The following is a 26,217-nucleotide window of genomic DNA, read 5'->3' on the forward strand; positions in this document are numbered from 1 at the left end:
TTAAAACGTAAGATTAAAATTCAATATGATTTTACTCTACCTGGGCATATACTAAGTATTATTAATAAAATGATTGAATAATCTGGGAACGGGAGTATAACTTTTTGTTGGTTATGGGATTAGAGGGTAATCAGTATAACTGTAGGGATGTTGGAATTATGCTGCGCAAGTTGTATTGTTACTTGCAGATACGGAAATTATGCTATTCAGGATATAAGAATTTCTACGGACAAGAATTTTTCAAAAAAGAGAAAACAAGACATAAATAAAAAAAGATTATATTAAAAACCGCGCCTAAAAAGCCCGTCGACCATGCTGGGTTAAGATGAGTGATTACGGATAAATAATCTTATATTCTCAGATAGTGTGCTTGCAAAAACTCTCACCCAGATATAAATTAAACCTTGTTTGACCGAGTTTGTCCCTGTTACATCTTTTGTTGACCAGACTAACACAATTGAGTGGAGTATCTAATGGAAGACCGCTGGCTATCTGTTGATGAAATTGCTGAATACCTTGGAGTGAAACGTGACACGATTTATAAATGGATAGCGGAACGCGAGATGCCAGCTCATAGGGTTGGCCGGTTTTGGAAATTTCAGAAGTATGAAGTTGATAAATGGGTGAAAACAGGAGAGTCTGCTGAAAGTGGGGAATAAAAAATATACTATGGCATTCACCACAGGCGGTCTCTTTCTACGGGAATCCGTCCTTGCCGCTGAACTCTTTATATCATCAAGAGATTGGGATACTGTAAAGAAGGATATTCATGAGAACAATCTCTTTCAATCTCGTACAGCGGCAGCTCTTCACAGAATAACAAGGGAAGTTTTGAAGCGCCTGAGACTTCTGTCTGATTTAGAAACTGAATTTCTCTTAAATGCCGCACGCCCCGACCAGCAAGCTCTCCTATGGATTGCCGTATGTCGTCGATATAGTTTTGTTGCAGAGTTCGCTACTGAAGTCATCCGGGAGAAATATCTTTCCCTAAATTATGACCTGTCTTATGAAGACTTTGACTGGTTTTTTAATAAAAAAGCTGATTGGTATCCAGACCTTGAAGAGCTTACTCTGTCTACCAGAAAGAAGTTACGACAGGTCTTATTCCGGATTTTGGGTGAAGCAGATCTTCTAACTGGTGATAATAAAATCACACCACTCCTATTCAGTTCCCGATTTATTAAAATGATCCAGGAAGGTGATTCTCAGGAATTAACATTTTTTCCCATATTTGAAAAAGATTTACGAGGAATGCGATGACCCAAGATAAAAGTAAACTTCCAATGCAGGAACGTCTGCAATACCTATTTTCCGTCATTTCCAGCGAAAGATTTCTTAAGAAACAGGGGCTGGGGAATGAAGTTCCTTTCTTCATCTGTCCATACGATCCCAGGGATGGAGTTGCTTTGGAAAAAATACAGAAGCAGCTGGTGAACCAATTGGAGAAATCTGGAGTGCAGGTTCTTACCATCAATCTTTATGATCTTTCAATTGAAATAGTAAAGAAACGTGAGATCTGGGATAGAGTCCTAACAATGGAGACGACTGTTTCTAAAGATAAGCTAAAGGAATTACTTCAAGGTGTTCTTGATCCAGAAAACCATCTTATTCCCGCGATATCAGAGAAAATGGATGAGCAAGTTTTTGATGTCATGTTCATCTCCGGAGTTGGAGAAGTATTTCCTTATATTCGATCTCATAATGTATTGAATAATCTCCAAAGTGCGGCAAAAGAGAAACCAACCATAATGTTTTTCCCGGGAGTCTATGTCCACTCCCTGGAATCAGGTGCTTCTCTGGATCTCTTTGGGAAACTAAAAGACGATAAATACTACCGGGCTTTTAACATTTACCATTACGAAGTATAGAAAAGGAAGGATAACATATGTCAATGAAAAATCTGTTTCAAAAACCTGTAGACCGCCCTATTGAAGGTGTTATCAAAGCTGATGATGAAGCAACTCTTCGACAGGAACTGGAAGAGTATGTTCTAACTCGTGAAGTAGAAAAACGATTGGGTATCTTTCTGGATGCCTATAATAACTATGAAGGAGCAAACGGAGTCTGGGTTTCGGGCTTCTTCGGTTCCGGTAAATCCCATCTTTTAAAAATGCTGGCCCTTGTTCTTGAAAACCGGGAAGTTGATGGTAAGTCTGCTATGGATTATTTTCTACCCAAATGCGGTGATAATGAAATACTCAGAGGCGACTTGAAAAAAACCATCTCAATCCCCTCACGAAGCATCCTTTTTAATATCGATCAGAAAGCTGATGTGATTAGCAAAAAACAGATAGATGCTCTTCTTTCCGTATTTGTCAAAGTCTTTGATGAGATGTGCGGATACTACGGCAAGCAGGGGCATATTGCCCAATTTGAACGTGATCTGGACAGCAGAAAAAAATATGAGGACTTTAAATCAGCCTATAACAGTATATCTGGGCTACCCTGGGAGAGAGGACGAGAACAGGCATTACTGGAAGGCCCAAATATTTCGAAAGCCTATGCAGAAGTAACTGGAAGCGACTCTTCTGCTGCTGATGGTATTCTGGATAAATACCGCAGTGAGTACAAAGTATCCATTGAGGATTTTGCTGAAGCTGTTCAAGCCTATATAGAAAGACAGGTTTCCGGTTTCAGGCTAAACTTTTTAGTTGATGAAGTGGGTCAATATATCGCTGATAACATCAAGTTGATGACCAACCTTCAGACCATTGCCGAAAGTCTGGCAACCAAATGCCGGGGAAGAGCCTGGGTGATCGTCACAGCCCAGGAAGACATGGACAGCGTATTGGGAGAAATGGGAAAACAGCAGAGCAATGACTTCACCAAGATTCAGGCCCGGTTTAATAACCGTATGAAACTGACAAGCTCCGATGTTGCAGAGGTTATACAGAAACGTCTTCTTTTAAAAAATGATGAAGGTGTGGAACTTCTCTCCGAGGTATACCACAAGCAGGTAAATAATTTCAAAACACTCTTTACTTTTGTTGACGGCTCAAAAGATTACAAACTCTATAATGGCCGGGAACATTTTATACACAGTTATCCTTTCATCCCCTATCAGTTCACTTTGTTTCAGACTTCCATTCAGAACCTGTCACTTCACAGTGCCTTTGAGGGAAAACACAGTTCTGTTGGGGAACGATCCATGCTCGGTGTATTTCAGCAGGTCGCCATCCAGATTGGAGATTCAAAAGTCGGACAGCTGGCCACTTTTGATCTGATGTTTGAAGGAATACGTACAGCCCTTAAATCGCAGATACAAAGTGCTATCAGTCAGGTCGCGGAAAAGCAGCTGGATAATAAGTTTGCCGTCCGTCTCCTGAAAGCCCTCTTTCTTGTAAAATATGTAAAAGAGTTTAAAACCACAGTTAGAAACATCTGTGTGCTTATGCGTGAGAGTTTTGAACAGGATACCTCTTCCCTGCAGAAACAAGTAGAAGAAGCCCTCAATCTGCTGGAACAGCAAACCTACATTCAACGCAATGGTGATTGCTTCGAATACCTCTCCGATGAAGAGAAGAATGTAGAACAAGAGATTAAGAATACAGATGTAGAAGCAGATAAAGTTGCGGAGGAGTTGGAAAAGCTCCTGTTTGATGGAGTTCTAAAAACCCGGAAAATCCGCTATGACGACAATGGTCATGATTACAGCTTTACCCGCAAACTCGACGACAAGTTATTCGGTCGAGAATCGGAACTTTCCATACATATCGTTTCGCCTTTTCATGAAAAAGCAGGTGATGAAGAAACCCTAACTCGCAATAGCTGGGGACGAAGCGAACTGTTGGTCCTACTTCCTGCCGATGACCGTTTGATTCGTGACCTGCTCATGTACAAACGCACAGAGAAGTATATAAAACAGAATATATCTGTATCACAACAGGAAGCGGTTCAGCGGATATTAAGCGACAAAGGATACCAGAACAGGGAAAGGCTCGGAGAAATCCAGGAACGTGTGAAATATCTTATGGGTAAAGCCAAACTCTTTGTTGCCGGGACAGAGATAGAAACCTCTTCGGAAGAGGGGCAGACCCGCGTTACAAAAGGATTCCAGGTACTGGTTTCCCGTGTTTATCCGAATCTTAGGATGCTCCGGGGAGCGAATTATTCAGAAGAACAGGTTCATACGATTCTCAACGATCGCCAGAATACTCTCGACGGATTGGATGTGACATCCCTTTCCGAAGCTGAACAGGAACTGTATGCCTTTATTCAGGGGAATCAGAATGGTGGGGTCCGGACAACTTTGAAGAGCCTGATCGAAAAATTTGAAAAGAAACCCTATGGATGGTATTACGCTTCCATTCTCTGTTTGCTTGCAAAAATCTGTGTACGCGGTAAGGTTGAGCTGAAAATCGATGGAAATATACTCGATGAGAATGAACAGGAAAAGGCACTGAGAAATACACACACCAATGGAAATGTGGTATTGGAACCTCAGGAAGAATTTACAGCTTCTCAAATTCGGGCGTTAAAAGAGTTTTACGAAGACTTCTTTGATTCTCCTGCTTCATCCAAAGAAGCCAAAGCTCTGGGAAAGGAAACTGAAGAGGCATTTAGAAATCTGTTAAAAGATCTCTATCCCCTCACTGGTCAGACATCGCAATATCTCTTTCTGACTAATCTGTCAGCGGTTGTTGAGGAGCTGAAAGAAGCCGAAGGAAAACCCTATACCTGGTTTCTGAAGGAACTTGTCCGAAAGAATGATCATCTGTTGGATCTGAAAGAAGGGATAATCGATCCCATCAGAAAGTTCATGGCCGGTCCGCAAAAAGAAATTTACGATGCAGCCAGAGAGCTTCTCATAAATCAGAAACCCAACCTCGAATATGGTTTTACTGAATCAGCTGAAATAATTACAGCTATACTGCATGATACGGAGTGTTACAAAGGGAATAAAATCCAACAGCTTAAGGTAAATGTGGAAGAGCTGAAAGCAGGAATAAATGAAAAACTGCAAACAGAGATAAGTAAAGCGGTTCATGTTTTTCAGGCATTACTAATTCGATTCAAAGGGATGGATGAATTTCAACAGCTTCCGGAAGATAGGAAAAATCAGTTGATTGAATCTTTTTCTTCCTTTCAGAATTCCCTGAAATCAAAGGAATTGATAGCGGGAATCAGGGATTCCTTAAGAAGATTTGAAGAAGGTGAATATTCCCGATTACTATCCTCCCTATCAAAGCCCGAAGAGCCAACCGGTGGTTCTGCATCTCCAACAGAAGATAGTTCAGAAACACCAGATGCAATTCAAATCCAACCACAAGTCATCTCCAGAAGATCAATCCTTGTAGATTTTGATAAGGCCTGGTTGGCAGATGAGGGGGATGTGGAGAGTTATCTCGACGCCCTGCGAAAGGCGCTATTAGAAGAAATTAAAAAGGGGAAAAGGATTCAGATATGATCACAAACCTGACTCTTAAGAACTTCACAGTATTCCAAGACTCGTCCATTGATTTTTCCGCCAAGATCAATGTTATCATTGGCGAAAACGGTACTGGGAAAAGCCATCTACTAAAGGCCGCTTACAGTCTTTGTTCAGCAAATAATGGTCTAAGTAATCAAGATGAAGTATCGGACAAAGAAATAAGAGAGGCTGTAACGAATAAGCTTCTCAATGTCTTTCTCCCTCCTGATCGGAAGCTTGGAAAAATGCGCAAGATAGGGGTGGCTGAAGATGCCAGGATACGAGCCAGTTTTAATTCCGGTAACGGGATCGCACTGAAATTTCACTCGAATTCAAAATCAATAACAGTAGAAGAGAATAGAGATTATGAGCACTATAGCTGGAGTCCTATCTTTATTCCCACGAAAGAAATCCTGACATTTCTGAGTGGTTTCGGAAACATCAAGATTGATACGAGTGTCCTCAAACTCATGTTCGATGAAACCTATTTTGATTTGGCAACCAAACTTCTCAATATTTCTGACCAGGAGCCGCGAGAAAAGGAAGAGTGGTTGCTCGAGAGCCTCGTGAACAAAATGGAAGGACGATTTTCTTTGGACGATGGAGAAATGTCGTTTCAACCTGGGACCTACATTGAATATGCCGGCGGAAAGGCAAAGGATGGTAAACTTACCTATTTTTCTCAGCAAAGAAAAGATGTATTCAGCCCTAATATGATGGCAGAAGGATTTCGTAAATTGGGTGTATTACAAGGGCTACTGCAAAATTGCTCACTCATTCCTGGAGTTTCAGGTCCACTCTTCTGGGATGAGCCAGAGTCAAATCTGAATCCACAGCTGATGAAACTGCTCGTACAATCAATATTGGAGCTATCCCGTAGCAATCAGCAAATAATTCTGGCAACCCATGACTATGTACTGCTTAAGTGGTTAGATCTTCTTATGGATGAAGGGAAAGGAGACCATGTGCGCTTTCATTCCTTACACCATGATAAAGAATCTAATAATATCAAAATTCAATCTGATGATGATTACCGACAGCTGAACAGTAATGCTATCGCTAATACATTCAGTGATCTTTATGATGAAGAGATCAAGCGCTCTTTGGGAGGTGCTTGATGACAGTATTAGTTGAGAATGATCTGGAATTTGACTTTAGTCCGGCCATAGAAGCGATCAACTTTGATGATGATGCCTTACACAATCCCAGCACAATTAAGAGAGTCGACTTCATTGCAGAGTTTGATGATCGTTTCATATTTCTCGAAGTCAAAGATCCTGATATTCCTGGTTCAAGCAACCCCGAGGCTTTTAAAAAAAAACTATTAACCGGAAATCTCATACCAAATTTGGCTGCAAAGTATAGGGACAGCTATTGGTTCCGTAGCCATAGTGGTAATATAACGAAACGCATCTACTATGTAGTGTTGATATCAATGGCCAGTCTTGAGCCAGCTTTGTTGCTGTCAAAACAGGATCAATTGAAGCAGTCTTTGCCTCTCACCCATAAAGACTGGTCAGCCCCCTGTGCCGCAGGTTGCGTAATTTTGAATCTGGATCAGTATAAAAAACAGTTCGGTTCAAATTCAGTCCGGCGTTTGAGTGCAGGAGGTAAATGATGGAAACACTAAAACTAAAACGATTTGCCCAGTTCGCCCGACGCAGCCTGATAGAACAGGTCTCCACCAAGCTGAAACTGATCCTTTCAGAGAACAGCTCTGCCCGCCGTGAAAGACCCGAAACCATAAAAAAGCTGGAAGAAACAATTCAAAATAGTGATAAGGAACAAATCATCGAGCGGGTGGCATACATCTGGTTCAACCGCTTCTGTGCCCTGCGCTTTATGGATGTGAACCGCTTTAACCGGGTAAATATTGTCTCTCCCTCCGACCCTGGTCAGTTCCAGCCCGAGATTCTGGCCGAAGCCAAAATGGGACACATAGACGATGAGATGGTTAGTGAAAAGATTCGTCAGCAAATAACCTCTCTCCTCAATGGAGATACGCCCAGTCATGATCCTCAGGGTGAGGCTTACCGCCTGCTGGTGGTGGCCGCTTGTAACTTTTGGAACACGGCTATGCCCTTCCTTTTTGAAAAAATTGAAGATTATACAGAATTACTGATGCCCGAGGACTTACTATCGGGGAACTCCATCCTGGCCTATACTCGCGAGGCTATGACACCCGAGGCTTGCGAGGATGTCGAGGTGATCGGCTGGCTTTATCAGTTTTACATCTCCGAGAAGAAGGACGAGGTGTTCGACGGATTGAAGAAAAACAAGAAAATCACGCCCGAGAACATCCCTGCCGCCACTCAGCTTTTTACTCCGCACTGGATTGTTCGCTACCTGGTGGAAAACTCCCTCGGCCGGCTGTGGTTGCTCAATCGTCCACAGTCACATATTTTCAAAAATATGAAGGAGAGAGGAGAGGATTGTTACTTCATCGAGCCAGTGAAACCTGATACCGATTTCTTGAAAATTAGTAAACCGGAAGAGATCAAGATCTGCGACCCGGCCTGCGGTTCTGGCCACATGCTAACCTATGCTTTCGATCTCCTTTACGCCATTTATGAAGAGGAAGGCTACGAGTCTGCCGAGATCCCGGAGAAGATCCTCACCCACAATCTTTACGGCATTGAGATTGACGAACGCGCAGGGGAACTTGCCGCCTTTGCTCTGACCATGAAGGCTCGAGCTAAACAGCGCCGGTTTTTCAACAAGAGCATCAAGCCTAACATCTGCGTGTTGGAGAATGTTTCATTTTCTTCAGAGGTTATAGATGATTATATTAAATCTTTTGGGACTAATATTTTTACTTCTGAGATTGTTGAAACATTACATCAATTTGATGAAGCTGATAATTTCGGTTCGTTGATTAGGCCTATCGCTACAAGTGTAAAAACCGTATTAGCTACGTTGGGACAATTACAAGCAAGAATTAATGAAAAAATAGGTAGCCAGGAAGAACTACCTGATGATCAGAAATTGATGTTATCCACTCCAAATTTCAAAAAAATCCTGCAAGCCCTACGACAGGCCGATTACCTGTGTCCGAAATACCATGTGGTGGTTGCTAATCCGCCGTATATGGGTAGCGGATCGATGAATGCTGCATTAAAGAAATTCGCGTCAGCTCTGTACCCTGAGGCAAAAAACGATCTCTATTCAATGTTTATTCACCGTTGTATTGGGCTGCCAATCAAAGGTGGCTTCATGTCGATGATAGCTATGCATAGCTGGATGTTTCTTTCACGCTTCGAAAGGTTGAGGTTCTGGATTCTTAAGAACAACGCCATAGTGACTTTGGCTCACCTAGGAGCTCAAGCATTCGATTCTATAGGGGGCGAGGTCGTTTCAACTGCGGCCTTCGTGCTTAAATCATCGGTCCTCCCTGATTATAGTGCAACGTATTTTCGTCTTATAGGCTACCCCGATAGTAAATCAAAGGATCAAGCACTTCTCAACCGTTCTAATGCATTTGAGGCTTCTGCTAAAGAAATACTTGATGTTCCTGGGACGCCGCTGTCATATTGGCTCTCATCAGCTTTCCGGACTCACTTTGTTGATTCTGAAACGTTAGCTTCAAAAGTGGAAACCGCCGTCGGTCTATTCACATGCAACAATGACCGTTTCCTACGGAATTGGCACGAGGTCGGCATAAAGAAAATCGGATTCGACTGCGCAGATAGAATAGAAGCAGAAAATTCTGCTCAGAAGTATTTCCCCATTCAGAAGGGTGGAGGATATCGAAGGTGGTATGGCCTCAATTATCTTATTGTTCAATTTAATGATGACGGTAAAGAGATCCGTGACTACCGAAAAGAATCTGGGCAATCCTGGTCACTTCCGGGTGTTGACTTCTATTTTCGCGCTGGAATCACATGGTCTGGCCTGACAACAGATGCCAATAGTTTCCGATGGTGTGACAAGGGATGCATCTTTGAATCGAACAAAGGACAAATGTTGTTTTCCAAAAGTCCACTGCGCTTTCTAGGCTACATGAATTCTGTTGTTTGTGCCGAATATATTGCTTGCATTAACCCAACATTATCTGTCCAAAGTAATGAGATAAAACGATTACCTTTTGTGGAGTCGCTTCAGATTAATCAAGGAGAGGTTATTGTTAAAGATCTCGTGGAAATCGGACGGGTAGACTGGGACTTCTCCGAAACCTCTTGGGACTTCACCAGCTTGCCACTGCTGAATCCCGACTACCATCAGCCGTCCCTGAAGGCCACATACCAGAAGCTCCACGCCCACTGGCGGGAAATGACGCTGGAGATGCAACGGCTGGAACAAGAGAACAACCGCATCTTCATCGACGCCTATGGCCTGCAGGATGAGCTGACCCCCGAGGTACCACTTAAGGAAATCACTCTGACCTGCAACCCCCACTACCGCTACGGCAACAACAAGAGCGAAGACGAGCTGGAGGCACTGCTCCTGGCAGACACCATGCGCGAGCTAGTCTCCTATGCTGTGGGATGCATGTTTGGCCGCTATTCGCTGGACAAGCCGGGGCTGATCCTGGCCAACCAGGGCGAAACCATAGATGACTATCTGAAGCGAGTTCCTGAGCCCAGCTTCTCTGCTGATGACGACAACGTTATTCCCATGCTTGACGGCGACTGGTTCACTGACGACATCACCGAGCGCTTTCACAAGTTCCTGCGTGTGGCTTTTGGCGATGACTACTACGAAGAGAACCTATCTTTTGTTGAAGAGGGACTGGGTAAGGATATCCGGAAATACTTTCTCAAGGATTTCTACAGCGACCATGTGAAGCGCTACAAGAAACGCCCTATTTACTGGATGTTCTCCAGCCCCAAGGGCAGCTTCAACGCGTTGATCTATATGCATCGCTACCGCCCCGATACAGCCAGCGTGGTACTTACTGATTATCTAAGAGATTTTATAGAAAAACTCTCTGCCCATAAAAAGCACCTTGAGGCTGTTAGTATCAATACCAGGGCTTCCAAGGGAGAAAAGGCAAAAGCACTGAAAGAGATTGAGAAAATTAACAAGACGATCTCTGAACTTGAAGAGTACGAACGGGATGTTTTATATCCTCTGGCAACAGCTCAAGTGGAGATCGACCTGGATGACGGTGTGAAAGTGAATTATCCGAAATTAGGGAAAGCGTTAAAGAAAATAACTGGACTGAGTTAGAGAGGGAATTAGTGAACGAACGAATTACACAAGCCCTAAAAAAGCTTTTTGAAAGACATCGCATTGTATTCTGGTACGATTCCAAGGAAGAACTTCGCGACGATTTCGAGTCCCTTTCTCTGTCTGACGTAGATAAGATAGAGATTCAAAATAATGAATATGCCTTAAAGTACCGAATTCTCAGAGAAGAGCCCGATAAAAAATTCCTGCTCTATCACCAGGGTCCTCAGCCCGAGGCTATGGAGGACTGGCTTCTCGATGTTCAATTATCTCATGGTGAGTTTCGAACTGACCAGACAGCACTTTGGTTATCAGAATTGGAACTGGGTTTTGAATTCATTGGTGTGGTTCAGGACCATTCGGAGTTTTTTACTGCCGTTAAACGCAAAGAATCTCTGAAAAGACTTTTATCCTCTGATGATACATCCGGAATGATCCGTTTGAAAATGCTTGCTGTATGTGCAGGATCGGATTCCCGGCTTGATTCAGTCCAGGAGTACCTGCTTCAGGAGTATTCAGGCGATTCTGAGGAAAAGTACAAACTGATTGAAAGATGTAATTTACACCACGTTTTCTGGAAACTTATAAAGAAGCATTATGCCTATCAATCTGATTCCTGCGGAATCAAGGATTTTACCCTGACCCTGTTTAAATCATCCTATGCCATGGGCATTAATGGCGAACCCAGTCTGAATAGCGATGCCCTTGTATTTCTCAAGCGTTGGAAAGACAGCCGACAGTTTGAGAGCAGTTATGAGAAACTTTCAGCGGAAAGTTCCCGGATTCTGGGAATAGAACAGGATCTTGCTAAGCGGTCCATTAAAGAAGTGGTAGATCTAGACTACTTCCGCCTGATCGATCAAAAAATCATAAGCGATCTAGTCCATGCCGTAGTGAATAGAACAGAAACGCCAGGAACCATCTCTCTTTGGATACGGCAGCGTAGACAGAGTCACTGGTATCATGAGTTTAAGCATCTTTATGAGGCCATCGATTTTGCAGCACAGTATATTACCCTTTGGGAACAAACAGAGTTGAATTTGACCAGTCTCTCAGATGGGATAAAGCGCTATACTCAATCTCTTTTTAAGCTGGATCAGTACTACCGGAAATACACATATCATGTCCGCCTTTCCGGACAGGCTTCACTGATGGAGACTCTGAATGACGTCATTGAGAATCTCTATACCAATGCCTATCTTCTTTCTCTGGGAGACCGTTTTCATCCATTTCTGGAAGATATTACCGGTTGGAACAGTATCCCTTCAAACAGACAGCGTGATTTCTTCAAAACCTATGTCCTACCTTTTTTGAAAAAAGACAAGAAAGTATTTGTCCTTATCTCTGATGCCCTTCGCTATGAGGTTGGGGAAGAGCTTCTGAGTCTGATTAGAAGTGAAGACAGGTACAGCGCCGATCTGGATTCGGCGATTTCCACACTACCCAGTTATACCCAGTTGGGAATGGCGGCCCTGCTCCCTAATAAGAGCATTACTATCTCTGATAATGATTCAGCTACTGTAATGGTTGATGATCAGAGTTCCCAGGGATCTCCTAACAGGCAAAAGATTCTGCAGAACGGTCTTATCGGGAAAAACGGCTGTGTTGTATCTGCAGAAGATTTTCTGAAAATGCCCCGGGAAGGAGAGGCCGGATACAGGAATCTATTCAGTTCAAATGATGTCGTTTATATATATCACAATAGAATAGACGCAGTCGGTGATAAAAGAGAAAGTGAGGATAAGGTATTTGAAGCCGTAGAGAAAACTTTGGAAGAGTTGGTCAACATAATAAAGAAGCTTTCTAATGCCAATGCCACGAATATGCTTGTTACTTCGGATCATGGTTTTATCTACCAGAACAGAGCATTGGATGAGAGTGATTTTGCAGCAGAAGATGCCGAAGGTGATAAGATACTACAGAAAAATCGACGTTTTGTTATAGGTAAAGGCTTGAAGGAAAAACCGGGATTACATAAATTCACGTCTTCCTGGCTGGGACTTTCTGGAGATGTGGAAATTCAGCTTCCCCGTTCTATCAATCGCTTTCGATTAAAAGGAGCTGGTAGCCGTTTTGTTCATGGTGGAGCTACTCTACAGGAAATTGTAATTCCAGTGCTGAAAATCAATAAAAAACGCCAGAGTGATATCTCCTATGTAGATGTTGAGATTATCAGAGGAACAAATTCGGTAATCTCTTCCGGCCAACAGGCCGTACGGTTCTATCAGTCTCAACCTGTTTCAGAAAAAATCCAACCAAGAGTTTTACGGGCGGGGATTTTCACGGAAGAGGGGGAATTAATTTCCGATTCTCATGATTTGATATTTGATTTTACATCTGAAAATCCCCGTGAAAGAGAACTGCAGGTTCAGTTTATCTTAAGCCATGAGGCGGACAAGGCAAACAACAAAGAAGTTGTTTTAAAGCTTGAGGTAAAACATGCTGGAACCAGTTATTACAGCGAGTATAAATCTCTAAGATATACAATTCGGCGCAGCTTTACCTCTGATTTTGATCTGTAAGCGAGGCAACAGGAATGACAGAACTAGATAAGAAAATTAATGATCAATTCCCCGGCTTAGTGGTTAGAAAAGATCTTGTAAAAACCGTTAAAGGGAATGCAATAGTACCCACTTACGTTCTGGAGTATCTTCTGGGACAATACTGTGCCACCAGTGATGAAGCCACCATTCAAACCGGAATTGAAACTGTTAAAGAGATTTTGCGAAAACACTATGTACATAGGAATGAAGCCAACCTTGTCCGCTCTACAATTAAAGAACGTGGACGTAATAAAGTAATTGATAAAGTAACAGTCGACTTGAATGAGAAAATTGATGCCTATGAAGCGACCTTTGAGAACCTAGGAATCAAGAAGGTTCTCATCGACTCGGATACGGTAAAAAGAAACCCAAAGCTGCTGGTCGGCGGTGTCTGGAGTATCTGCGATATCGAGTATGAGTTCTACGATGACAATCAGAATGTCCCCTGGAAACTCTCCTCTTTAAAACCAATTCAGCTTTCTCATTTAGATTTCGAATCCTATATTGAGGCAAGGAAGAAGTTTACAACCGAAGAATGGATTGATGTGTTGATGCAGAGCATAGGTTTGAATCCTGAATCTTTTGGGCACCGCAGCAAGCTTATCCAGCTAGTCCGCCTTATCCCATTCTGTGAAAGGAACTACAACCTGATTGAGTTGGGGCCAAAAGGGACTGGAAAATCCCACATTTATTCCGAGTTCTCTCCTCATGCCACTCTGGTTTCAGGAGGGGAAGCGACGCTACCAAAACTGTTTATAAACAATACGACAAACAAAATCGGTTTAGTCGGTTATTGGGATGTTGTCGCAATGGACGAGTTTGCCGGAAGCAGCAAAAAACCAGATGTCAAACTCATCGATACCCTCAAAAATTACATGGCAAATAAATCGTTCAACAGAGGAACAGGACCTCAGGGAGCTGAGGCTTCTATGGTTTTTATCGGTAATACATCTCACAATGTCCCCTATATGCTGAAACACGGGAATCTTTTCATGGATCTTCCGGAAGCCTACCGGAACAGTAATGGACAGGCTATTCTGGACCGAATGCACTGGTTCCTTCCCGGATGGGAAATGGACAATCTTCGTAGCGAAATGTTCTCCGATGGATATGGTTTCGTCGTAGATTACCTGGCTGAAATACTTCGTTCTCTCCGATCCCATGATTTTTCTGATCGTTACAGTAGTTCATTTTCTCTTTCTTCCGATATTTCCACGCGTGACAGAGATGGAATTAATAAAACCTTTTCAGGATTAATGAAAATCATCTATCCCCATGGTGAAGCTACAAGAGAAGAAATTGAAGAAATATTGAAATTCACTATAGAAGGAAGAAAACGTGTCAAAGATCAATTAATGCGAATAGACCCGACTTATTCTCAAGTAGAATTCTCATACAAGCACTCTGGTGGAAAAAAAATCACTGTTGCTACTCTCGAAGAAGGACAGTATCCCCAGTACTATGGGACTCCCGAAAAAGGCTCCGAAGAGGCAAGTGAAAATATTGATAATACACTTATGGGGAGAAATACAGTCTCTTCAAGTTCTCCTCCTCCACAACCTGAAATTGAACTGAAAGAACACCACGTAATTATTCAGGAAAATCAAAAAGGGATTTCATATGATGATCTTTTTGGTCCCTATCTCAAAGACGCATCTCAAATCACTGTGACTGATCCCTACATACGCCATTTTTATCAGGTCAGAAATATGATGGAGCTCATTGAAACCATTGTGAAAGACAAGGATGAAGATGAGGAAGTGTCGGTACACCTTATTACAGCTACAGATGATTTTAAAATGGAACAACAAATAGGATTGCTTGAACGTATTCAGGATTCATGTAATACAGTTGGAGTCAATTTTACCTGGTCATTTGATGGAACCGGGACTATTCATGCACGGCATATAGTTACAAATCATGGTTGGAAGATTTCTCTGGATAGGGGACTGGATATTTTCCAACAATATGACCAAAATGATGATTTGATTTTTGCGAACAGACTTCAGAAGTACAGGCCTTGTAAGGCTTTTGAGGTGACATTTATTAGAAACGAATAACAACTTATTCAAGGATTTTAGATTATGGTATTATTCACAAGCACAGCTGTCCAAGATAAAATTGCCTTATAAAAAACAGCCCCATTTGACCCCATGAAAAAATATCAGGATTTGTATTAGGATCAAAGCTTTCCACAATTCTCAATCTTTAAGGACACTCTTTTCCTTTTTTCCGTGGCATTCCACATATGGCATTGATATAACTCAGATCTATATCCACAGAGAGGCGGGGGAAATCACGGATGAAGAAGTTGATCGCCGTTCCTCCCTTCAAGGCAAAGTGAGGATATTTCTTAATAAGTGGAAGGAGTTGCAAGAGAAGACGGGATTGATTTAGATACTGCTCATACATAGGATTCGTCCTCCAAAGGGGGAGTAGGTACGGTTATATTGTATTTCTTGTCCAATACCCCAGCTACCCGGATCACACGTTTTCCTGCTCCCAATGAGATAGAGTCAGGATTCAGCTTTGAGAACCAGTCATGCTGATGATATTCAGCCATATACAGAGCCAGGCGATTCACTTTTACACTGCTGCTATGTTCCAGGAGATTCTGTAATAGTGATGCCCGGAGCATCGTAAGATTCTCAGTTATATCCCTGGCTTCGGAAAAACCTATATTGCGGGGAACTTCATCCAGCATTTCAAGATAGGCCAGTTCTGGGGCAGAGATATCCAAAGAGAAATCTCCGAAACTGCGGGAGAGATAAGGCAGGTCTTTCATTTGCATGAAGTTCCGTGTTTTTATAGTCACTGCTTCATTGGTCATCATCTTCCGAAACCACTGTGGTAACTCTTTTACAGAATGTCCGTATAGAAAGATTCTCCGTTCACCCATAGAGAGATACTGACTGAAGCCTTCCTGTTCCAGGGCAAAGAGCCCTTTGGGACTGAGGGAGAGGTTCATTCCCTTTTGAAGAGCATAGAGGGCACCACTCCAATCTACAGTCTGTCCAGCAAGTCCATAGACTCCTTTAGAAGGAGAGACAAGCCAGCCGGATCTCTTATAGCGATTCAAGAGTTGGGGACGGTAACCAAGAGCTGACAGTTCCAGGCTGGTTTTATAACTGTTTTTTTCCCAGTTTTGGAGGAGTTTGTTTATGTTTGGTGCGTTAACTTCACTCATAGTTTACATCTAGCTCCAATATTAAACCATTCTCAAGATTTGCAAAGATATTTAATTGGGTGAATCTGTAATTGTAGGATTATTTTATTTGAGTTTTTCACACAGTTATAGGAATGGAGATATTTTGCTCCCCCTCTTTTTCCAACGGATTGTTTCTGAGGGGAGTATCATGGCTGTGAAGAACCTGTAAAGGCCACAGCCCTTCGGGTGCCTGCGGCAGCCTGTACAGAACCATTCACCTCCATGATAGGAGTGGGGCAAGCCGTTGGCAAAAGAGGAACGGCTTCTTTTGCCGAACTGTCTAGCCAATCTTTTAGGAGGATTCTGTATGAAAAAGAATGATAGGAAGGTGTATACCCCGCAGATAGATGAAGAATCGGTCTTCATGTTGCGCCGGGTAGCCTGGGCAGCTGAAAAGCCCATGACCAAGTCTCTGGATGCCTGTATCCAGAACATCGTGAGTAATCTGGATAGAAAGGCTGTCTGTTCTGCCTGTAAAGATCTCAGATGCCTTGAATGCCCGATTTCCTGGGAGGACCGGAAATCAGAACTCGATTGTATCTTACTTTAATTATTAACTTGGATTTATCCTGAGGGGAGGGTATCCCCGGCTTGATCCAGAGTGATGTAGTTCACATACATATGCCTTCATCCTTTTCTGTGATTCCGTTCCGGATGGCGAAGTGAACAAGCTCTGCCATGCTGTTGAGTCCTAATTTCTCTCTCAATCTGTTTTTGTGCTTTTCAACTGTTTTGAGATGGATATCCAATATCCAGCTTATCTCTTTATTGCTTTTACCCAGGGATACATGTTCCAGGATCTGGGACTGTCTTGTGGTTATCTTTGTATATTTCTGGGGACAGATCTCAAAGTCTTTGTCATCCAGAAGTTCCTGGATCTCCCCTGGGTAGGTTTTGATACACCGAGAGGTCTTTTCGATGCTGCGGCGAAAATCTTCTGGGTTGGATCTGTAATCGATGAGACCAGTTGCTCCGTTCTTGACCGCCTTGACTCCCAGAACCTTGTTCAGCCTCCGGCAGAAACAGAGGGTTAGTGGACTCTTCTGCTGCTTCTATATTTCCCTGAGAATGCTGATTCCGTTCATTCTGGGTAGAAAGAGATCCAGTACTATAAACTGGGGGTAAAATCTTTCAATATTTTGAAGGGTCGTGGGTCCGTCCCAGGATGGTTCTGGTGTTCTTATTGTGGCCATAACTGTTCTCCCCGCGTTTTTCACTCATAGGATCAGTTTAGAGCGGAATAAGCGCTTTGGGGCCTAGGGTTTACATTTGACCATTAAATCCGAGATTCCTTGAAGTATTCCTATAAAATAAAAAATAGTTACTGACTTTCAAAAATTTATTAAGTATCGACAGATCTTTCCTAATGAAAGATTTGCAATTTAAATAACAAATCTGACTATTTCGGCAATGGATATTCTAAGCCCCAACCTGTGCCAAACTTGTCGACTAAATCACCATAAATCGAACCCCAGAAAGTATTTTCTACAGGCATATTAACTCTACCATCCACAGATAGTGTATCGAATGCTTTTCGGAGTTCATCCTCGGTATCGAACACTACATGTAGGAAGACTGTATTGTTGATTGGTGTCTCTTCTATCAATGAATCTGATAAGTAGATTGTTACATTCTTATTTATAATGAGAGAACCATGCATAATCTTGTTCTGCCAATTATCACTCATCGGCATCTTTAGATTTGGAGGCATCTCACTCCAATACATGATCTCGGTCGTCCCACCAAAAATGTCTTTATAGAAGTTTATTGCTTTTTCAGCGCTACCGGGCAAATTAAGGTAAGGTGTAAGTGTCATATATCCTCCTCCTGGATTATATTACTTAAAAAAAATTCGGATTTTGTTTAACAATCAAAATCCTCAACCAAGAATCTAATTGATTAGGCTTTTGCTGTTTTGCCAGTTTCTGCAAACATTTTAAAATTCTGCATCATCTGTTTCGTTTGTGATTTAAACATGAAGGGAAGCAACATACCCATCAGTTTCATTGGAAAGCTGGTGAATTGAAAATCTGTATCTGTTACCCATCGGGTTTTATCACCTTCTGCAAAGAAATAATTCTTATTGATATTGAGCACGCCATTAGCTTCATAAGTACAGGAAAATTCGTCAGGCATATTATAAACAAGTATAGTTTCTATCATTTCCATTTCGCCTTTTCCCTGTTTATAACGTAGACGAGATTTAGCATCTTTTGTTCGTTGAATTCCCTCAACATGCTCAATTCCCAGGAAAGTTGGTTGCCATTTGTTTAGATTGTCAGGATTATCAAATATCGCTATCATTTTTTCACGAGGAATATCTATCAAAACTTCAACTTTGTAATGCATTAATAACTAACCTCCGTATTTCAATACTAATCTAAGTTTATTATACGATCTGGAGGAAAACAAATAGAGTCTTGATCTTTTAATCAAGACTCATAATTAAACTCAAATTAAAATATGTTAATTATGGCAGGTTGCAGAGTCTTTAGACTGAATTGATACTTCAAAGTCACAAGCTATAATCTCCTTTAAAACCTGTAAGTCAATATCATCGAGTTTATTAATATAAAGACAAGCTACTGATTTTTTATACTTTCCCAATCGGTTGTAAAGTTCTGCTGCTTCTTTAAATTCGTCACCAATATAATAAGTCATATTTGACTTTCTAGGTGAAAACCCGGCTATTGGCATGATTCCTTCCCGCCCGCTTTCATATTTATATCGAAGTTCCCCGAAGCCTATAATCGAAGTACCCCACATAACAGGTGGAAGCTTTGTAATTTCCTCGTAAATTTTTAAAGATATAATTGAATCTGCTTTACGTCGAGGATTATCAATATTTGAAATAAAATCATCTACTGATGCTAATGTCGGTTTAGTTTTATTTTCAGCCATCGTCTCTCCAAATACATATGCTCTTTAAGATTAATAGGATAGTCATGACTCTTTACAGTGACTCGACATGTACCTTAAAATTATCGAGAATAGCCTGCCAGCCTGCCTTTTGCATCTCCGGTGAAGCTTGATCATCGGGATCAAATGTTTCAGTAACTTTTGTAACCGCTGCTTCTGTTTAGAATAAGATTTTCACTTCTCTACCCATCTGCCAGTGAAAAGGCAATCATTTCATGTTCTAGTATCACTCATTTTTTACTCCTATGTTCATTAAAAACCCGATGTAACTCAGCAATATCCAATTTCTTCATGTTTAATAAGGCTTTTGTCACTGCCTGTTTCTGACTATCAATTCCATCATTCATCAATTTACCTAGATCCTCAGGTACAATCTGCCAGGAAACACCAAATTTGTCTTTCAGCCATCCGCATTGCTCTACTTCGGATACCGCTGAGAGTTTATTCCAGAAGTAATCTATTTCATTCTGATCTTTACAGGAAATGATAAATGACAAGGCTTCATTGAATTGAAACTTATGATCATAAGCGCTGTCGGAGACAGTTATCCAGGTCTCACTCAGTTTGATATCGGAAAACATGACAGTCCCCTCTTTATCCGGTTCCATACCGGTGGGATACCTGACCATTAAACCCTTTTCTGAAGAAGGAAATATAGATCTATAAAAAAGGCCTGCCTCTTCTGCTTTGCCACAAATATTACCGACAAACAGCATGGATGGGATAATAGGGGGTCTCGGATCACCGCCGGGATCGGTAAGTATCAGCTGCCAGGTCATACCAAAACGGTCCTTCACCCAGCCGTAAAAGGGACTGAAATCGTATTCTCCCAGCTCCATCAAAGCTTCTCCACCTTCTATGAGCCTCTTCCATATTCTGTTCAACTCATCTCTTGCAGCTTCTTCAGGATTTTCCTGTTCCTGAAAAAAAAGAGGATCGAAATTTACCATCATCGAGATAGAGGGATTTAATTGGAATTGTGGTCCTGCGCTGATCGCTTCAAATCTCTGTCCCCAGACTTCAAATATAAGAGAATCACAATCACCGGAAGGAGTATCTTCAATTATACTTCTAGAGATCATTTTTGATTTGGGAAATAAGGAACAATAGAACTTCACAGCCTCATCGGCCTGTGTATCAAACCATAAATGTGGGATAATCGCTTTATTATATTTCATTACTAACCTCTGATTAGAGTAAACAAATTGGCTATACTAACAAATTTAGTTCTCAATTATTTATTGTCAACAAAATCTTATATAATTAATTGAAGAGGATTATTGTATGGCCCTTCAGAACGTAATTTCCTTTCTATGGTTCCCTTGTTCAGGGGAATCTTCCGGAGAGGACGACTTCTTTTTTGTTGTCGATGTGGTTGATGATCTTCTGGAGGGCGTGTTTTGGTGTTGAAGCGGACTACTTCCTTGTTGAGAAGAGTATTAACAGCCCATTCCATAATGATGTGGGCTTCCTGAGGCGGGTAGAGCTGTTTTCCTGATTTCGGGTTCAAGGGTTAGGGTGAAGAAAAACAACTGCAGAGCTGTATTACATAGGCCTCAGCCAAAACAATGACCGATAAAGGGGCGGTTGTTTCTGTTCGAAAATTTTTAATAAATATAGGAATAAAGCCATGATGGAATACAAAGGATATATTGGAGACGTTCATTTTGATTCTGATGCTCATATCTTTCATGGAGAAGTTATCAATACCAAAGATGTGATCACATTCCAGGGAAAGACTGTTGATGAGTTGGAAAGAGCATTTTCTGAATCTATAGATGATTATATTTCCTGGTGTAAGGAAGACGGTGTTGAACCAGAAAAACCATACTCTGGAAAATTTAATTTACGTTTAACACCTGAATTACATAAGGAAGTGGCAATTACAGCTCGTATGATGAAGCTTTCTATTAATAAGTTTGTAGAGAAAGCGGTCAGAGATGAATTATTCCAGATAAATGTTCAATAAGAATTATTCATAGAAATACATCGTACCCAAGTCTGTCATAATCAAAAAAGGAATTCAGAGCAGGTATGATTCGGTTACACATGGTGATCAGACTTGTAGCAGACAGCTTGAATCTTTGATCTCCCCGGCTTGATCCAGAGTGATGCAGTTCACATATCTATGCCTTCATCCTTTTCTGTAATTCCATTCCGGATGGCGTAGTGAACAAGCTCGGCCATGCTGTTGAGTCCTAATTTCTCTCTCAATCTGTTTTTGTGCTTTTCAACCGTTTTGAGATGGATATCCAATATCCAGCTGATCTCTTTATTGCTTTTACCCTGGGATACATGTTCCAGGATCTGGGACTGTCGTGTGGTTATCTTTGTATATTTCTGGGGACAGATCTCAAAGTCTTTGTCATCCAGAAGTTCCTGGATCTCCCCGGGGTAGGTTTTGATACCCCGGGAGGTCTTTTCGATGCTGCGGCGGAACTCTTCTGGGTTGGATCTGTAATCGATGAGACCAGTTGCTCCGTTCTTGACCGCCTTGACTCCCAAAACCTTGTTCAGCCTCCGGCAGAAACAGAGGGACAGAGGACTCTTCTGCTGCCTCTTCATTTCCCTGAGAATGCTGATTCCGTTCATTCTGGGGAGGAAGAGATCCAGTACTATAAACTGGGGGTGAAATCTTTCAATATTTTGAAGGGTCGTGGGGCCGTCGGAGCAATAGGAGCAGATAGAGCCTATGTGTGCCTTTTCTACAATGTTCACAAGCATGGCGCCGGTGAAGGCATCCTTACTGCTGACAAGAATGGTCTTCTTTGTCACAGACGGTCCTTGGTGAGCGGCTGTTTCCTATTACTTGTTAAACCGCCCTCTGTTTTTTGATACGAAATAAAATGATCTACTGAGGTAAAATTCCATAAACGGGGGAGGAGGGTGAAATCCCAGACGCTGCTTTTTTCCAGGATGGTTCTGGTGTTCTTGTTGTGGCCATGACTTGTCTCCCCGCGTTTATCACTCATAGGATCATTTTAGAGCGGGATGAGCGGTTTGGGGCCTAGGGTTTACCCTAGGTATTTAATTGATATAAGAGAATGTATGGATAGTAATTTCTTAAACCAGAAAGACGTCATGTTTAGAGGTAGTTCCTACAGCATTGGAGTCCAAAGATGTATTCTGGTTCTTTGAGTAGAAGGATAGTCAAAGATATGAAGTAAATTTAAATAGTTGATATCAAGGAAAATTATTCAACATTCAAAGAATCTGTCAATAATGATAACATGTACTCTAGCAAAGAGAGCTAATGGAGTTTCCCATGAGTAGAATCAGAATAAAGAATTTCGGCCCCATCAAAGAGGGGCTTATCGAAAATGATGGTTGGATAGATATAAATAAAATCACTCTATTTGTCGGGAATCAAGGATCTGGTAAAAGTACAGTTGCGAAACTAATATCAACATTTTTCTGGATAGAAAAAGCTCTATATCGAGGTGATTTTAAAAGAAAATGGTTTGAAGAAGATAATCGATTAAAAAATACATTCTTACCCTATCACCGTTTAGAGCGTTATCTTAATGAGTCTGACTTGATGATTCCACAAGGTTCTGAAATAGATTACGAAGGAGATGCTTTTAAGATTAAGTATCTGAATGGAAAACTAATAATCTCTGAAAATGAAAATTATGAATATTCTTTACCTCAGATCATGTATGTCCCTTCAGAACGTAATTTTCTCTCATATATGGGTAGGGTTCGAGATTTAAAACTTAATTCACAGGCAATGAGTGAATTTCTAATTGAATTTGAAAAAGCCAGTGAATCCATAAAAAAGGAATTTGATCTTCCTATAAACAATGCCAAGATAACATATGATCGATTAAACAGAAATCTCAACATTACAGGAGAGAATTACAGAATCAGTCTCAGTCATTCATCAAGCGGCTTTCAATCTCTGGTTCCCCTGTTTATCGTGACTCACCATCTATCCCAGTCAATATTGGATCAAAAAGAACAGCCCATGTCACCAGATGCAATGAATAAGTTTAAAAGGGAAATGGAATTGATCTGGAGTAATTAAAGTTTAACCGTTGAACAGCAGAGAATCGCTATTTCATCGATTGCAGGCAGATTCAATAAATCAGCGTTTATAAATATAGTTGAGGAACCGGAACAAAATTTATCACCAGGATCGCAATGGGATTTACTGAAAAAATCTTTATTGAAAGAGAATTCACGTAAAGATAAAAATCAATTAATCATGACAACTCATAGTCCCTATATTCTTTCCTATATGAATTTGGCTTTACAGGCTAGTAGTCTTTGGGAGCGCATTGATAATAAAGATCTTGAATATACTTTGACCTCAATCATACCTAAAAATATTTCTGTTAAAGTATCAAATCTGAATGTTTATGAGTGTAATGAAACAGACGGCAGTATTAAGAAGCTCGAGCCTTATGAGGGGATTCTGCCTGATGATAATTATTTGAATAAGGGGCTTCGGGAAGGAAATGATTTATTTGATGCTCTTCTTGATATAGAAGATCAATTATGAGCCTTAATTTCTTTAAAACAGACTGTCAGGAAACGGCAAGAAAAGACCATGAATTCGGAATCTGTGATCCTCAGGACAGTACCAAGGCTTATACCTCTACAACTGACCCAAAAGATTTGATTGCAATAGTCAAAAATGAGAGTAAAAAGGAATTGGTGTTCACAGCAATAGATAAATGTGTCTTGTCTGATACTTAACTCGAAAATCGTGGACGTTGTGATGGTATGTTAACTTCCAAGGGCCTTCTCTATTTGATTGAGTTAAAGGATGCCCGTCAAAAGTGGCGGAATCATGCACTTGATCAGTTGGAATCTACGATCAATTTAATCCATGAAAATCATCCGGATATTCTTCAGACCTATGAGATTAAAAAAGCATATGTCTGCAATAAAAAGAAACGTAATGGCCCAGAAACAAGTCAAGAAATACAAAAAAAAATTGCAAAGTAAAAATTCAAAATCAATATACAGGCATCTGTCCTGGTAGTCTGATAGGATAAAGAATCGCGGGAACAGAAGAGATAATCCTTCAGGATGATACTTCCAATAACAGCGAGTAACCGGCTACGGCGACAAGCGCCTCCGCCCAAATTGCTGCCTTCGGTCGTAACTTCGGGTACTCGCGAAACGTTATGTCTAATTTTGGACTTTTATAATTTATACGGCAGCTGATATTCTAGAAAGAATATACTTATTTATTGAAATTCCTTCTTCAGCTGATTTTATAGCTAAATTCTTATGTAGTTCTGGAGGAACTCTTAATGTAAGGTTCCCTTTATACTTTTTCAAACCAAATGGCTCTGGGATATCTTCTCCATCCTCTCCCATCCACTCGATAGTTTCTGTAACAACAACTTCCATCTCATTTAGTGCCTTAACTGATGTTGCCCCATGAGCCATCAGAGATGGAAACTCCAGACATTTTGCTATATGAGTATTATCCTCTTCAGACCATTCAACTCTGTAAGTGTATTTATCAATCAATTCTCTATTTTCCATTTGTAGCCTCTAATCTTTCAATGGCTTTCAAAACCATTTTAACTTGATATGGTTTAGCATCTTTGCCATCTTTTTGGATGTTGATTCTCGGATCACCCTCCCATGGTGTCTTGAAAATATGATGACTACCCCGAATCCTTGGTTTTCCAAAAAGGTCTGTACAAATCTTGAGCAAATCACTGAATCTTACATTCTTTGGATTTGCAAGTTCTCTATATTTCATACAAAATGATAGCGTATACGGTATCATTTGTCAAACTCACAAAGCTATTTATAGAAGATAAATCGATCTCATTGAAGGTCTAAGTTCTTCTGCTAATGTCATATATTTCCTGAGCAGATGAAAAAGAGATTCTGTTCTATGAGGCTGTTGATATAGTCGATACCAGGATCTACGTTGTCATTAGCCTTTTTGATGGTTTCTTCTGAGAGGCATAGCTGTACAGGGTCTTGGTACTCAGCCGGGTAAAGTCGACAGCATCAGCAACATTTAATAATCCGTCCATTATTTCCTCCCATAGATTGCTTTGATAACACCCTCAGGCCCACTGGGATAACAAGATCTGACACTGTGTTAGCACTGTCAGATTGGGCCAATACAAGATTTCAATCTTCTCTAGAAATACTGTAATCGATTTTTTTGAAACCCGGGGGTAGGGAATACCCTACCTTTTATAAGGATCAAATTGATCCCGGTACTATCTTGGCCTGGATCTCTGCAATCTCTTTCAAGTCTTCTATTTCATAATGGGTGTAATAGTCTGTCATCTGAGCCGATTTGTGACCCGTCATCTTCTGCAGTTTACTGTCCGTGATATTGTTGCTTCGCATGATGGTATTGAAGTAATGCCGCCAGCTGTGAAAGGAGATGTTCTTCTCCTTTATTTCATCTGCCCTCATGCCCATTCTCTTTAATGCCCCTCTAAGGGCGTAGGAGCAGCTTGTGCCATGGATGGGAATCCGGGGATTATTTGCTGAAGCAAAGATGAAATCCTCCTCTGATGTATGTTCCATACTGACAAAGGCAGAGCTTATCGAAGGAGGGATGGGAATACTTCTGACCGTTTTGGTTTTTGTCGGGGTCAACCCGTATTTGGGAGAGTACTGCTTATTGACCGTAACTATATTGTTATTAACATCCTGGTACTGTAATCCCAGGACTTCTCGTAAACGCATTCCCGTACAGGCTGACAGTAGATTGGCATAATAGCTTTTATTGTTCTGCCAGAGTTCTGCTTTCCTATTTTCACTGAAAAGGATACTCACAATTTCTGTTTACCCTAGTATATAATGATCGATAAATCATTTATTTGGGTTTTTGGAATAGTTGAGATATAATTGCGCATTCCGGTGAAAGTTGCCACCTGTTCCGGACGAAAGTTGCCACTTCATAGGCATCATTCAACCTGTTAATTGTTCTTACATCAAGTGGCAACTTTCAGTCAATATTTTTTGCCCTTTTCTTC

The 26,217-nt window shown here is 41.2% G+C and carries 29 protein-coding genes and 1 pseudogene; 16 read left to right on the top strand and 14 right to left on the bottom strand.

The features are described 5' to 3' along the window. The first annotated feature begins 473 nt into the window (after positions 1 to 473). The 9 genes from DV872_RS05890 to brxL are packed head-to-tail and all read left to right on the top strand — an operon-like array spanning position 474 to position 15,182. The gene (locus DV872_RS05890) at positions 474 to 659 is read left to right on the top strand and encodes a helix-turn-helix domain-containing protein (RefSeq protein ID WP_114628926.1); all 186 of its coding nucleotides are present in this window, start codon (positions 474 to 476) and stop codon (positions 657 to 659) included. Beyond that, complete coding sequence (locus tag DV872_RS05895) at positions 649 to 1,260, top strand: DUF1819 family protein (protein ID WP_114628927.1); 612 nt, start codon at positions 649 to 651, stop codon at positions 1,258 to 1,260. Before DV872_RS05890 ends, DV872_RS05895 begins: the two co-directional genes overlap by 11 nt. Then, positions 1,257 to 1,868 (top strand): BREX protein BrxB domain-containing protein, encoded by a 612-nt coding sequence (locus DV872_RS05900; protein WP_114628928.1) that lies wholly within the window; start codon positions 1,257 to 1,259, stop codon positions 1,866 to 1,868. Before DV872_RS05895 ends, DV872_RS05900 begins: the two co-directional genes overlap by 4 nt. A gap of 17 nt (positions 1,869 to 1,885) precedes the next feature. Then, a complete protein-coding gene (gene brxC, locus DV872_RS05905) occupies positions 1,886 to 5,407 on the top strand; it encodes a BREX system P-loop protein BrxC (protein WP_114628929.1) in 3,522 nt (1,173 codons plus the stop codon). Then, complete coding sequence (locus DV872_RS05910) at positions 5,404 to 6,528, top strand: ATP/GTP-binding protein (protein WP_114628930.1); 1,125 nt, start codon at positions 5,404 to 5,406, stop codon at positions 6,526 to 6,528. The genes brxC and DV872_RS05910 overlap by 4 nt, the downstream gene beginning before the upstream one ends. Next, the gene (locus DV872_RS05915; RefSeq protein ID WP_114628931.1) at positions 6,528 to 7,028 is read left to right on the top strand and encodes a hypothetical protein; all 501 of its coding nucleotides are present in this window, start codon (positions 6,528 to 6,530) and stop codon (positions 7,026 to 7,028) included. Before DV872_RS05910 ends, DV872_RS05915 begins: the two co-directional genes overlap by 1 nt. Then, entirely contained in the window at positions 7,028 to 10,579 is a 3,552-nt protein-coding gene (gene pglX, locus DV872_RS05920) for a BREX-1 system adenine-specific DNA-methyltransferase PglX (RefSeq protein ID WP_114628932.1), read from the top strand. The genes DV872_RS05915 and pglX overlap by 1 nt, the downstream gene beginning before the upstream one ends. Before the next feature lie 11 nt (positions 10,580 to 10,590). After that, a complete protein-coding gene (gene pglZ / locus DV872_RS05925) occupies positions 10,591 to 13,101 on the top strand; it encodes a BREX-1 system phosphatase PglZ type A (RefSeq protein ID WP_114628933.1) in 2,511 nt (836 codons plus the stop codon). 14 nt (positions 13,102 to 13,115) lie between these two features. After that, entirely contained in the window at positions 13,116 to 15,182 is a 2,067-nt protein-coding gene (brxL, locus tag DV872_RS05930) for a BREX system Lon protease-like protein BrxL (RefSeq protein ID WP_114628934.1), read from the top strand. Positions 15,183 to 15,378: 196 nt separating this feature from the next. On the opposite strand, the pseudogene DV872_RS05935 reads toward brxL, so the two are convergent. The 3 genes and pseudogenes from DV872_RS05935 to DV872_RS26505 form a co-directional block, all read right to left on the bottom strand. Then, positions 15,379 to 15,534 (bottom strand): annotated as a pseudogene (locus tag DV872_RS05935) (nucleotidyl transferase AbiEii/AbiGii toxin family protein); the annotation flags it as partial. Next, positions 15,527 to 16,309: a type IV toxin-antitoxin system AbiEi family antitoxin domain-containing protein gene (locus DV872_RS05940; protein ID WP_114628936.1), complete on the bottom strand. Its 783-nt coding sequence runs from the start codon at positions 16,307 to 16,309 to the stop codon at positions 15,527 to 15,529. The gene DV872_RS05940 and the pseudogene DV872_RS05935, both read right to left, overlap by 8 nt. A 97-nt stretch (positions 16,310 to 16,406) precedes the next feature. Continuing rightward, on the bottom strand, positions 16,407 to 16,544 hold the full coding sequence (locus DV872_RS26505; protein ID WP_158546854.1) for a hypothetical protein: 138 nt from the start codon (positions 16,542 to 16,544) through the stop codon (positions 16,407 to 16,409). Positions 16,545 to 16,637: 93 nt separating this feature from the next. Here DV872_RS26505 and DV872_RS05945 point away from each other — a divergent pair, with 93 nt between their 5' ends. Continuing rightward, positions 16,638 to 16,880: a hypothetical protein gene (locus DV872_RS05945; protein WP_114628937.1), complete on the top strand. Its 243-nt coding sequence runs from the start codon at positions 16,638 to 16,640 to the stop codon at positions 16,878 to 16,880. Positions 16,881 to 16,941: 61 nt separating this feature from the next. Here the strand turns inward: DV872_RS05945 and DV872_RS27250 are convergent, their stop codons facing one another. Next, a complete protein-coding gene (locus DV872_RS27250) occupies positions 16,942 to 17,130 on the bottom strand; it encodes a response regulator transcription factor (RefSeq protein ID WP_370446652.1) in 189 nt (62 codons plus the stop codon). Between DV872_RS27250 and DV872_RS26935 the strand changes: the two genes are divergently transcribed. Further along, entirely contained in the window at positions 17,047 to 17,364 is a 318-nt protein-coding gene (locus tag DV872_RS26935; protein ID WP_230391434.1) for a hypothetical protein, read from the top strand. The two genes, DV872_RS27250 and DV872_RS26935, sit on opposite strands and share 84 nt — an antisense overlap. An 18-nt stretch (positions 17,365 to 17,382) precedes the next feature. Here DV872_RS26935 and DV872_RS26510 read toward each other — a convergent pair whose 3' ends face one another. From DV872_RS26510 to DV872_RS05970, 5 genes are all read right to left on the bottom strand, one after another. Continuing rightward, complete coding sequence (locus DV872_RS26510) at positions 17,383 to 17,523, bottom strand: hypothetical protein (RefSeq protein ID WP_158546855.1); 141 nt, start codon at positions 17,521 to 17,523, stop codon at positions 17,383 to 17,385. 206 nt (positions 17,524 to 17,729) lie between these two features. Next, positions 17,730 to 18,146 carry a VOC family protein gene (locus DV872_RS05955; protein ID WP_114628939.1) on the bottom strand — a complete coding sequence of 139 codons (417 nt, stop codon included), beginning with the start codon at positions 18,144 to 18,146 and terminating at the stop codon, positions 17,730 to 17,732. A gap of 83 nt (positions 18,147 to 18,229) precedes the next feature. Continuing rightward, positions 18,230 to 18,679 carry an SRPBCC family protein gene (locus DV872_RS05960; protein ID WP_114628940.1) on the bottom strand — a complete coding sequence of 150 codons (450 nt, stop codon included), beginning with the start codon at positions 18,677 to 18,679 and terminating at the stop codon, positions 18,230 to 18,232. A gap of 117 nt (positions 18,680 to 18,796) precedes the next feature. After that, complete coding sequence (locus DV872_RS05965) at positions 18,797 to 19,231, bottom strand: DUF1801 domain-containing protein (protein WP_114628941.1); 435 nt, start codon at positions 19,229 to 19,231, stop codon at positions 18,797 to 18,799. A gap of 248 nt (positions 19,232 to 19,479) precedes the next feature. After that, the gene (locus DV872_RS05970; protein WP_114628942.1) at positions 19,480 to 20,427 is read right to left on the bottom strand and encodes a VOC family protein; all 948 of its coding nucleotides are present in this window, start codon (positions 20,425 to 20,427) and stop codon (positions 19,480 to 19,482) included. A gap of 106 nt (positions 20,428 to 20,533) precedes the next feature. Between DV872_RS05970 and DV872_RS27100 the strand changes: the two genes are divergently transcribed. Together DV872_RS27100 and DV872_RS05980 are read left to right on the top strand one after the other, a co-directional pair. Beyond that, positions 20,534 to 20,659, top strand: a complete 126-nt coding sequence (locus DV872_RS27100) for a hypothetical protein (protein ID WP_255525785.1) — start codon at positions 20,534 to 20,536, stop codon at positions 20,657 to 20,659. Positions 20,660 to 20,879: 220 nt separating this feature from the next. Further along, positions 20,880 to 21,218 (top strand): type II toxin-antitoxin system HicB family antitoxin, encoded by a 339-nt coding sequence (locus DV872_RS05980; RefSeq protein WP_114628943.1) that lies wholly within the window; start codon positions 20,880 to 20,882, stop codon positions 21,216 to 21,218. Positions 21,219 to 21,367: 149 nt separating this feature from the next. Here DV872_RS05980 and DV872_RS05985 read toward each other — a convergent pair whose 3' ends face one another. After that, positions 21,368 to 22,024 carry a response regulator transcription factor gene (locus DV872_RS05985; protein WP_114628944.1) on the bottom strand — a complete coding sequence of 219 codons (657 nt, stop codon included), beginning with the start codon at positions 22,022 to 22,024 and terminating at the stop codon, positions 21,368 to 21,370. Continuing rightward, the gene (locus DV872_RS26365) at positions 22,021 to 22,221 is read right to left on the bottom strand and encodes a hypothetical protein (RefSeq protein WP_147283109.1); all 201 of its coding nucleotides are present in this window, start codon (positions 22,219 to 22,221) and stop codon (positions 22,021 to 22,023) included. The genes DV872_RS05985 and DV872_RS26365 overlap by 4 nt, the downstream gene beginning before the upstream one ends. Before the next feature lie 293 nt (positions 22,222 to 22,514). On the opposite strand from DV872_RS26365, the gene DV872_RS26790 reads away from it, so the two are divergent. The 3 genes from DV872_RS26790 (at position 22,515) to DV872_RS05995 (ending at position 23,950) form a co-directional block, all read left to right on the top strand. Then, positions 22,515 to 23,276 (top strand): ATP-binding protein, encoded by a 762-nt coding sequence (locus DV872_RS26790; protein WP_199563434.1) that lies wholly within the window; start codon positions 22,515 to 22,517, stop codon positions 23,274 to 23,276. Positions 23,277 to 23,351: 75 nt separating this feature from the next. Next, on the top strand, positions 23,352 to 23,753 hold the full coding sequence (locus DV872_RS26795) for an AAA family ATPase (protein ID WP_255566857.1): 402 nt from the start codon (positions 23,352 to 23,354) through the stop codon (positions 23,751 to 23,753). Then, positions 23,750 to 23,950 (top strand): hypothetical protein, encoded by a 201-nt coding sequence (locus tag DV872_RS05995; RefSeq protein ID WP_114628945.1) that lies wholly within the window; start codon positions 23,750 to 23,752, stop codon positions 23,948 to 23,950. The genes DV872_RS26795 and DV872_RS05995 overlap by 4 nt, the downstream gene beginning before the upstream one ends. 459 nt (positions 23,951 to 24,409) lie before the next feature. Here the strand turns inward: DV872_RS05995 and DV872_RS06005 are convergent, their stop codons facing one another. The 3 genes from DV872_RS06005 to DV872_RS06015 all read right to left on the bottom strand — a co-directional run bounded on the left by DV872_RS06005 (position 24,410) and on the right by DV872_RS06015 (position 26,017). Then, positions 24,410 to 24,751 carry a type II toxin-antitoxin system HicB family antitoxin gene (locus DV872_RS06005; protein WP_114628947.1) on the bottom strand — a complete coding sequence of 114 codons (342 nt, stop codon included), beginning with the start codon at positions 24,749 to 24,751 and terminating at the stop codon, positions 24,410 to 24,412. After that, positions 24,741 to 24,974, bottom strand: a complete 234-nt coding sequence (locus DV872_RS06010) for a type II toxin-antitoxin system HicA family toxin (RefSeq protein WP_199563435.1) — start codon at positions 24,972 to 24,974, stop codon at positions 24,741 to 24,743. The genes DV872_RS06005 and DV872_RS06010 overlap by 11 nt, the downstream gene beginning before the upstream one ends. A gap of 458 nt (positions 24,975 to 25,432) precedes the next feature. After that, positions 25,433 to 26,017 (bottom strand): tyrosine-type recombinase/integrase, encoded by a 585-nt coding sequence (locus DV872_RS06015; protein ID WP_158546856.1) that lies wholly within the window; start codon positions 26,015 to 26,017, stop codon positions 25,433 to 25,435. Positions 26,018 to 26,217 lie beyond the last annotated feature (200 nt).

The organism is Oceanispirochaeta sp. M1, from assembly GCF_003346715.1.
GTDB lineage: Bacteria > Spirochaetota > Spirochaetia > DSM-2461 > DSM-2461 > Oceanispirochaeta.

Excerpts from the sequence above, each read along its gene's own strand:
- DV872_RS26365 (WP_147283109.1), bottom strand. The coding sequence starts at position 22,221 with ATGAGTGATAAACGCGGGGAGACAAGTCATGGCCACAACAAGAACACC.
- pglX (WP_114628932.1), top strand. The coding sequence starts at position 7,028 with ATGGAAACACTAAAACTAAAACGATTTGCCCAGTTCGCCCGACGCAGC.
- DV872_RS27100 (WP_255525785.1), top strand. The coding sequence starts at position 20,534 with ATGGCCCTTCAGAACGTAATTTCCTTTCTATGGTTCCCTTGTTCAGGG.
- DV872_RS06010 (WP_199563435.1), bottom strand. The coding sequence starts at position 24,974 with ATGAAATATAGAGAACTTGCAAATCCAAAGAATGTAAGATTCAGTGAT.
- DV872_RS05970 (WP_114628942.1), bottom strand. The coding sequence starts at position 20,427 with ATGAAATATAATAAAGCGATTATCCCACATTTATGGTTTGATACACAG.
- DV872_RS05960 (WP_114628940.1), bottom strand. The coding sequence starts at position 18,679 with ATGCATTACAAAGTTGAAGTTTTGATAGATATTCCTCGTGAAAAAATG.
- DV872_RS05900 (WP_114628928.1), top strand. The coding sequence starts at position 1,257 with ATGACCCAAGATAAAAGTAAACTTCCAATGCAGGAACGTCTGCAATAC.
- brxC (WP_114628929.1), top strand. The coding sequence starts at position 1,886 with ATGTCAATGAAAAATCTGTTTCAAAAACCTGTAGACCGCCCTATTGAA.
- brxL (WP_114628934.1), top strand. The coding sequence starts at position 13,116 with ATGACAGAACTAGATAAGAAAATTAATGATCAATTCCCCGGCTTAGTG.
- DV872_RS05945 (WP_114628937.1), top strand. The coding sequence starts at position 16,638 with ATGAAAAAGAATGATAGGAAGGTGTATACCCCGCAGATAGATGAAGAA.
- DV872_RS05955 (WP_114628939.1), bottom strand. The coding sequence starts at position 18,146 with ATGACACTTACACCTTACCTTAATTTGCCCGGTAGCGCTGAAAAAGCA.
- DV872_RS26505 (WP_158546854.1), bottom strand. The coding sequence starts at position 16,544 with ATGGTTCTGTACAGGCTGCCGCAGGCACCCGAAGGGCTGTGGCCTTTA.
- DV872_RS26510 (WP_158546855.1), bottom strand. The coding sequence starts at position 17,523 with ATGGCCACAATAAGAACACCAGAACCATCCTGGGACGGACCCACGACC.
- DV872_RS05915 (WP_114628931.1), top strand. The coding sequence starts at position 6,528 with ATGACAGTATTAGTTGAGAATGATCTGGAATTTGACTTTAGTCCGGCC.
- DV872_RS06005 (WP_114628947.1), bottom strand. The coding sequence starts at position 24,751 with ATGGAAAATAGAGAATTGATTGATAAATACACTTACAGAGTTGAATGG.
- DV872_RS05910 (WP_114628930.1), top strand. The coding sequence starts at position 5,404 with ATGATCACAAACCTGACTCTTAAGAACTTCACAGTATTCCAAGACTCG.
- DV872_RS05995 (WP_114628945.1), top strand. The coding sequence starts at position 23,750 with ATGAGCCTTAATTTCTTTAAAACAGACTGTCAGGAAACGGCAAGAAAA.
- DV872_RS26790 (WP_199563434.1), top strand. The coding sequence starts at position 22,515 with ATGAGTAGAATCAGAATAAAGAATTTCGGCCCCATCAAAGAGGGGCTT.
- DV872_RS05965 (WP_114628941.1), bottom strand. The coding sequence starts at position 19,231 with ATGGCTGAAAATAAAACTAAACCGACATTAGCATCAGTAGATGATTTT.
- DV872_RS05940 (WP_114628936.1), bottom strand. The coding sequence starts at position 16,309 with ATGAGTGAAGTTAACGCACCAAACATAAACAAACTCCTCCAAAACTGG.
- DV872_RS05890 (WP_114628926.1), top strand. The coding sequence starts at position 474 with ATGGAAGACCGCTGGCTATCTGTTGATGAAATTGCTGAATACCTTGGA.
- DV872_RS05980 (WP_114628943.1), top strand. The coding sequence starts at position 20,880 with ATGATGGAATACAAAGGATATATTGGAGACGTTCATTTTGATTCTGAT.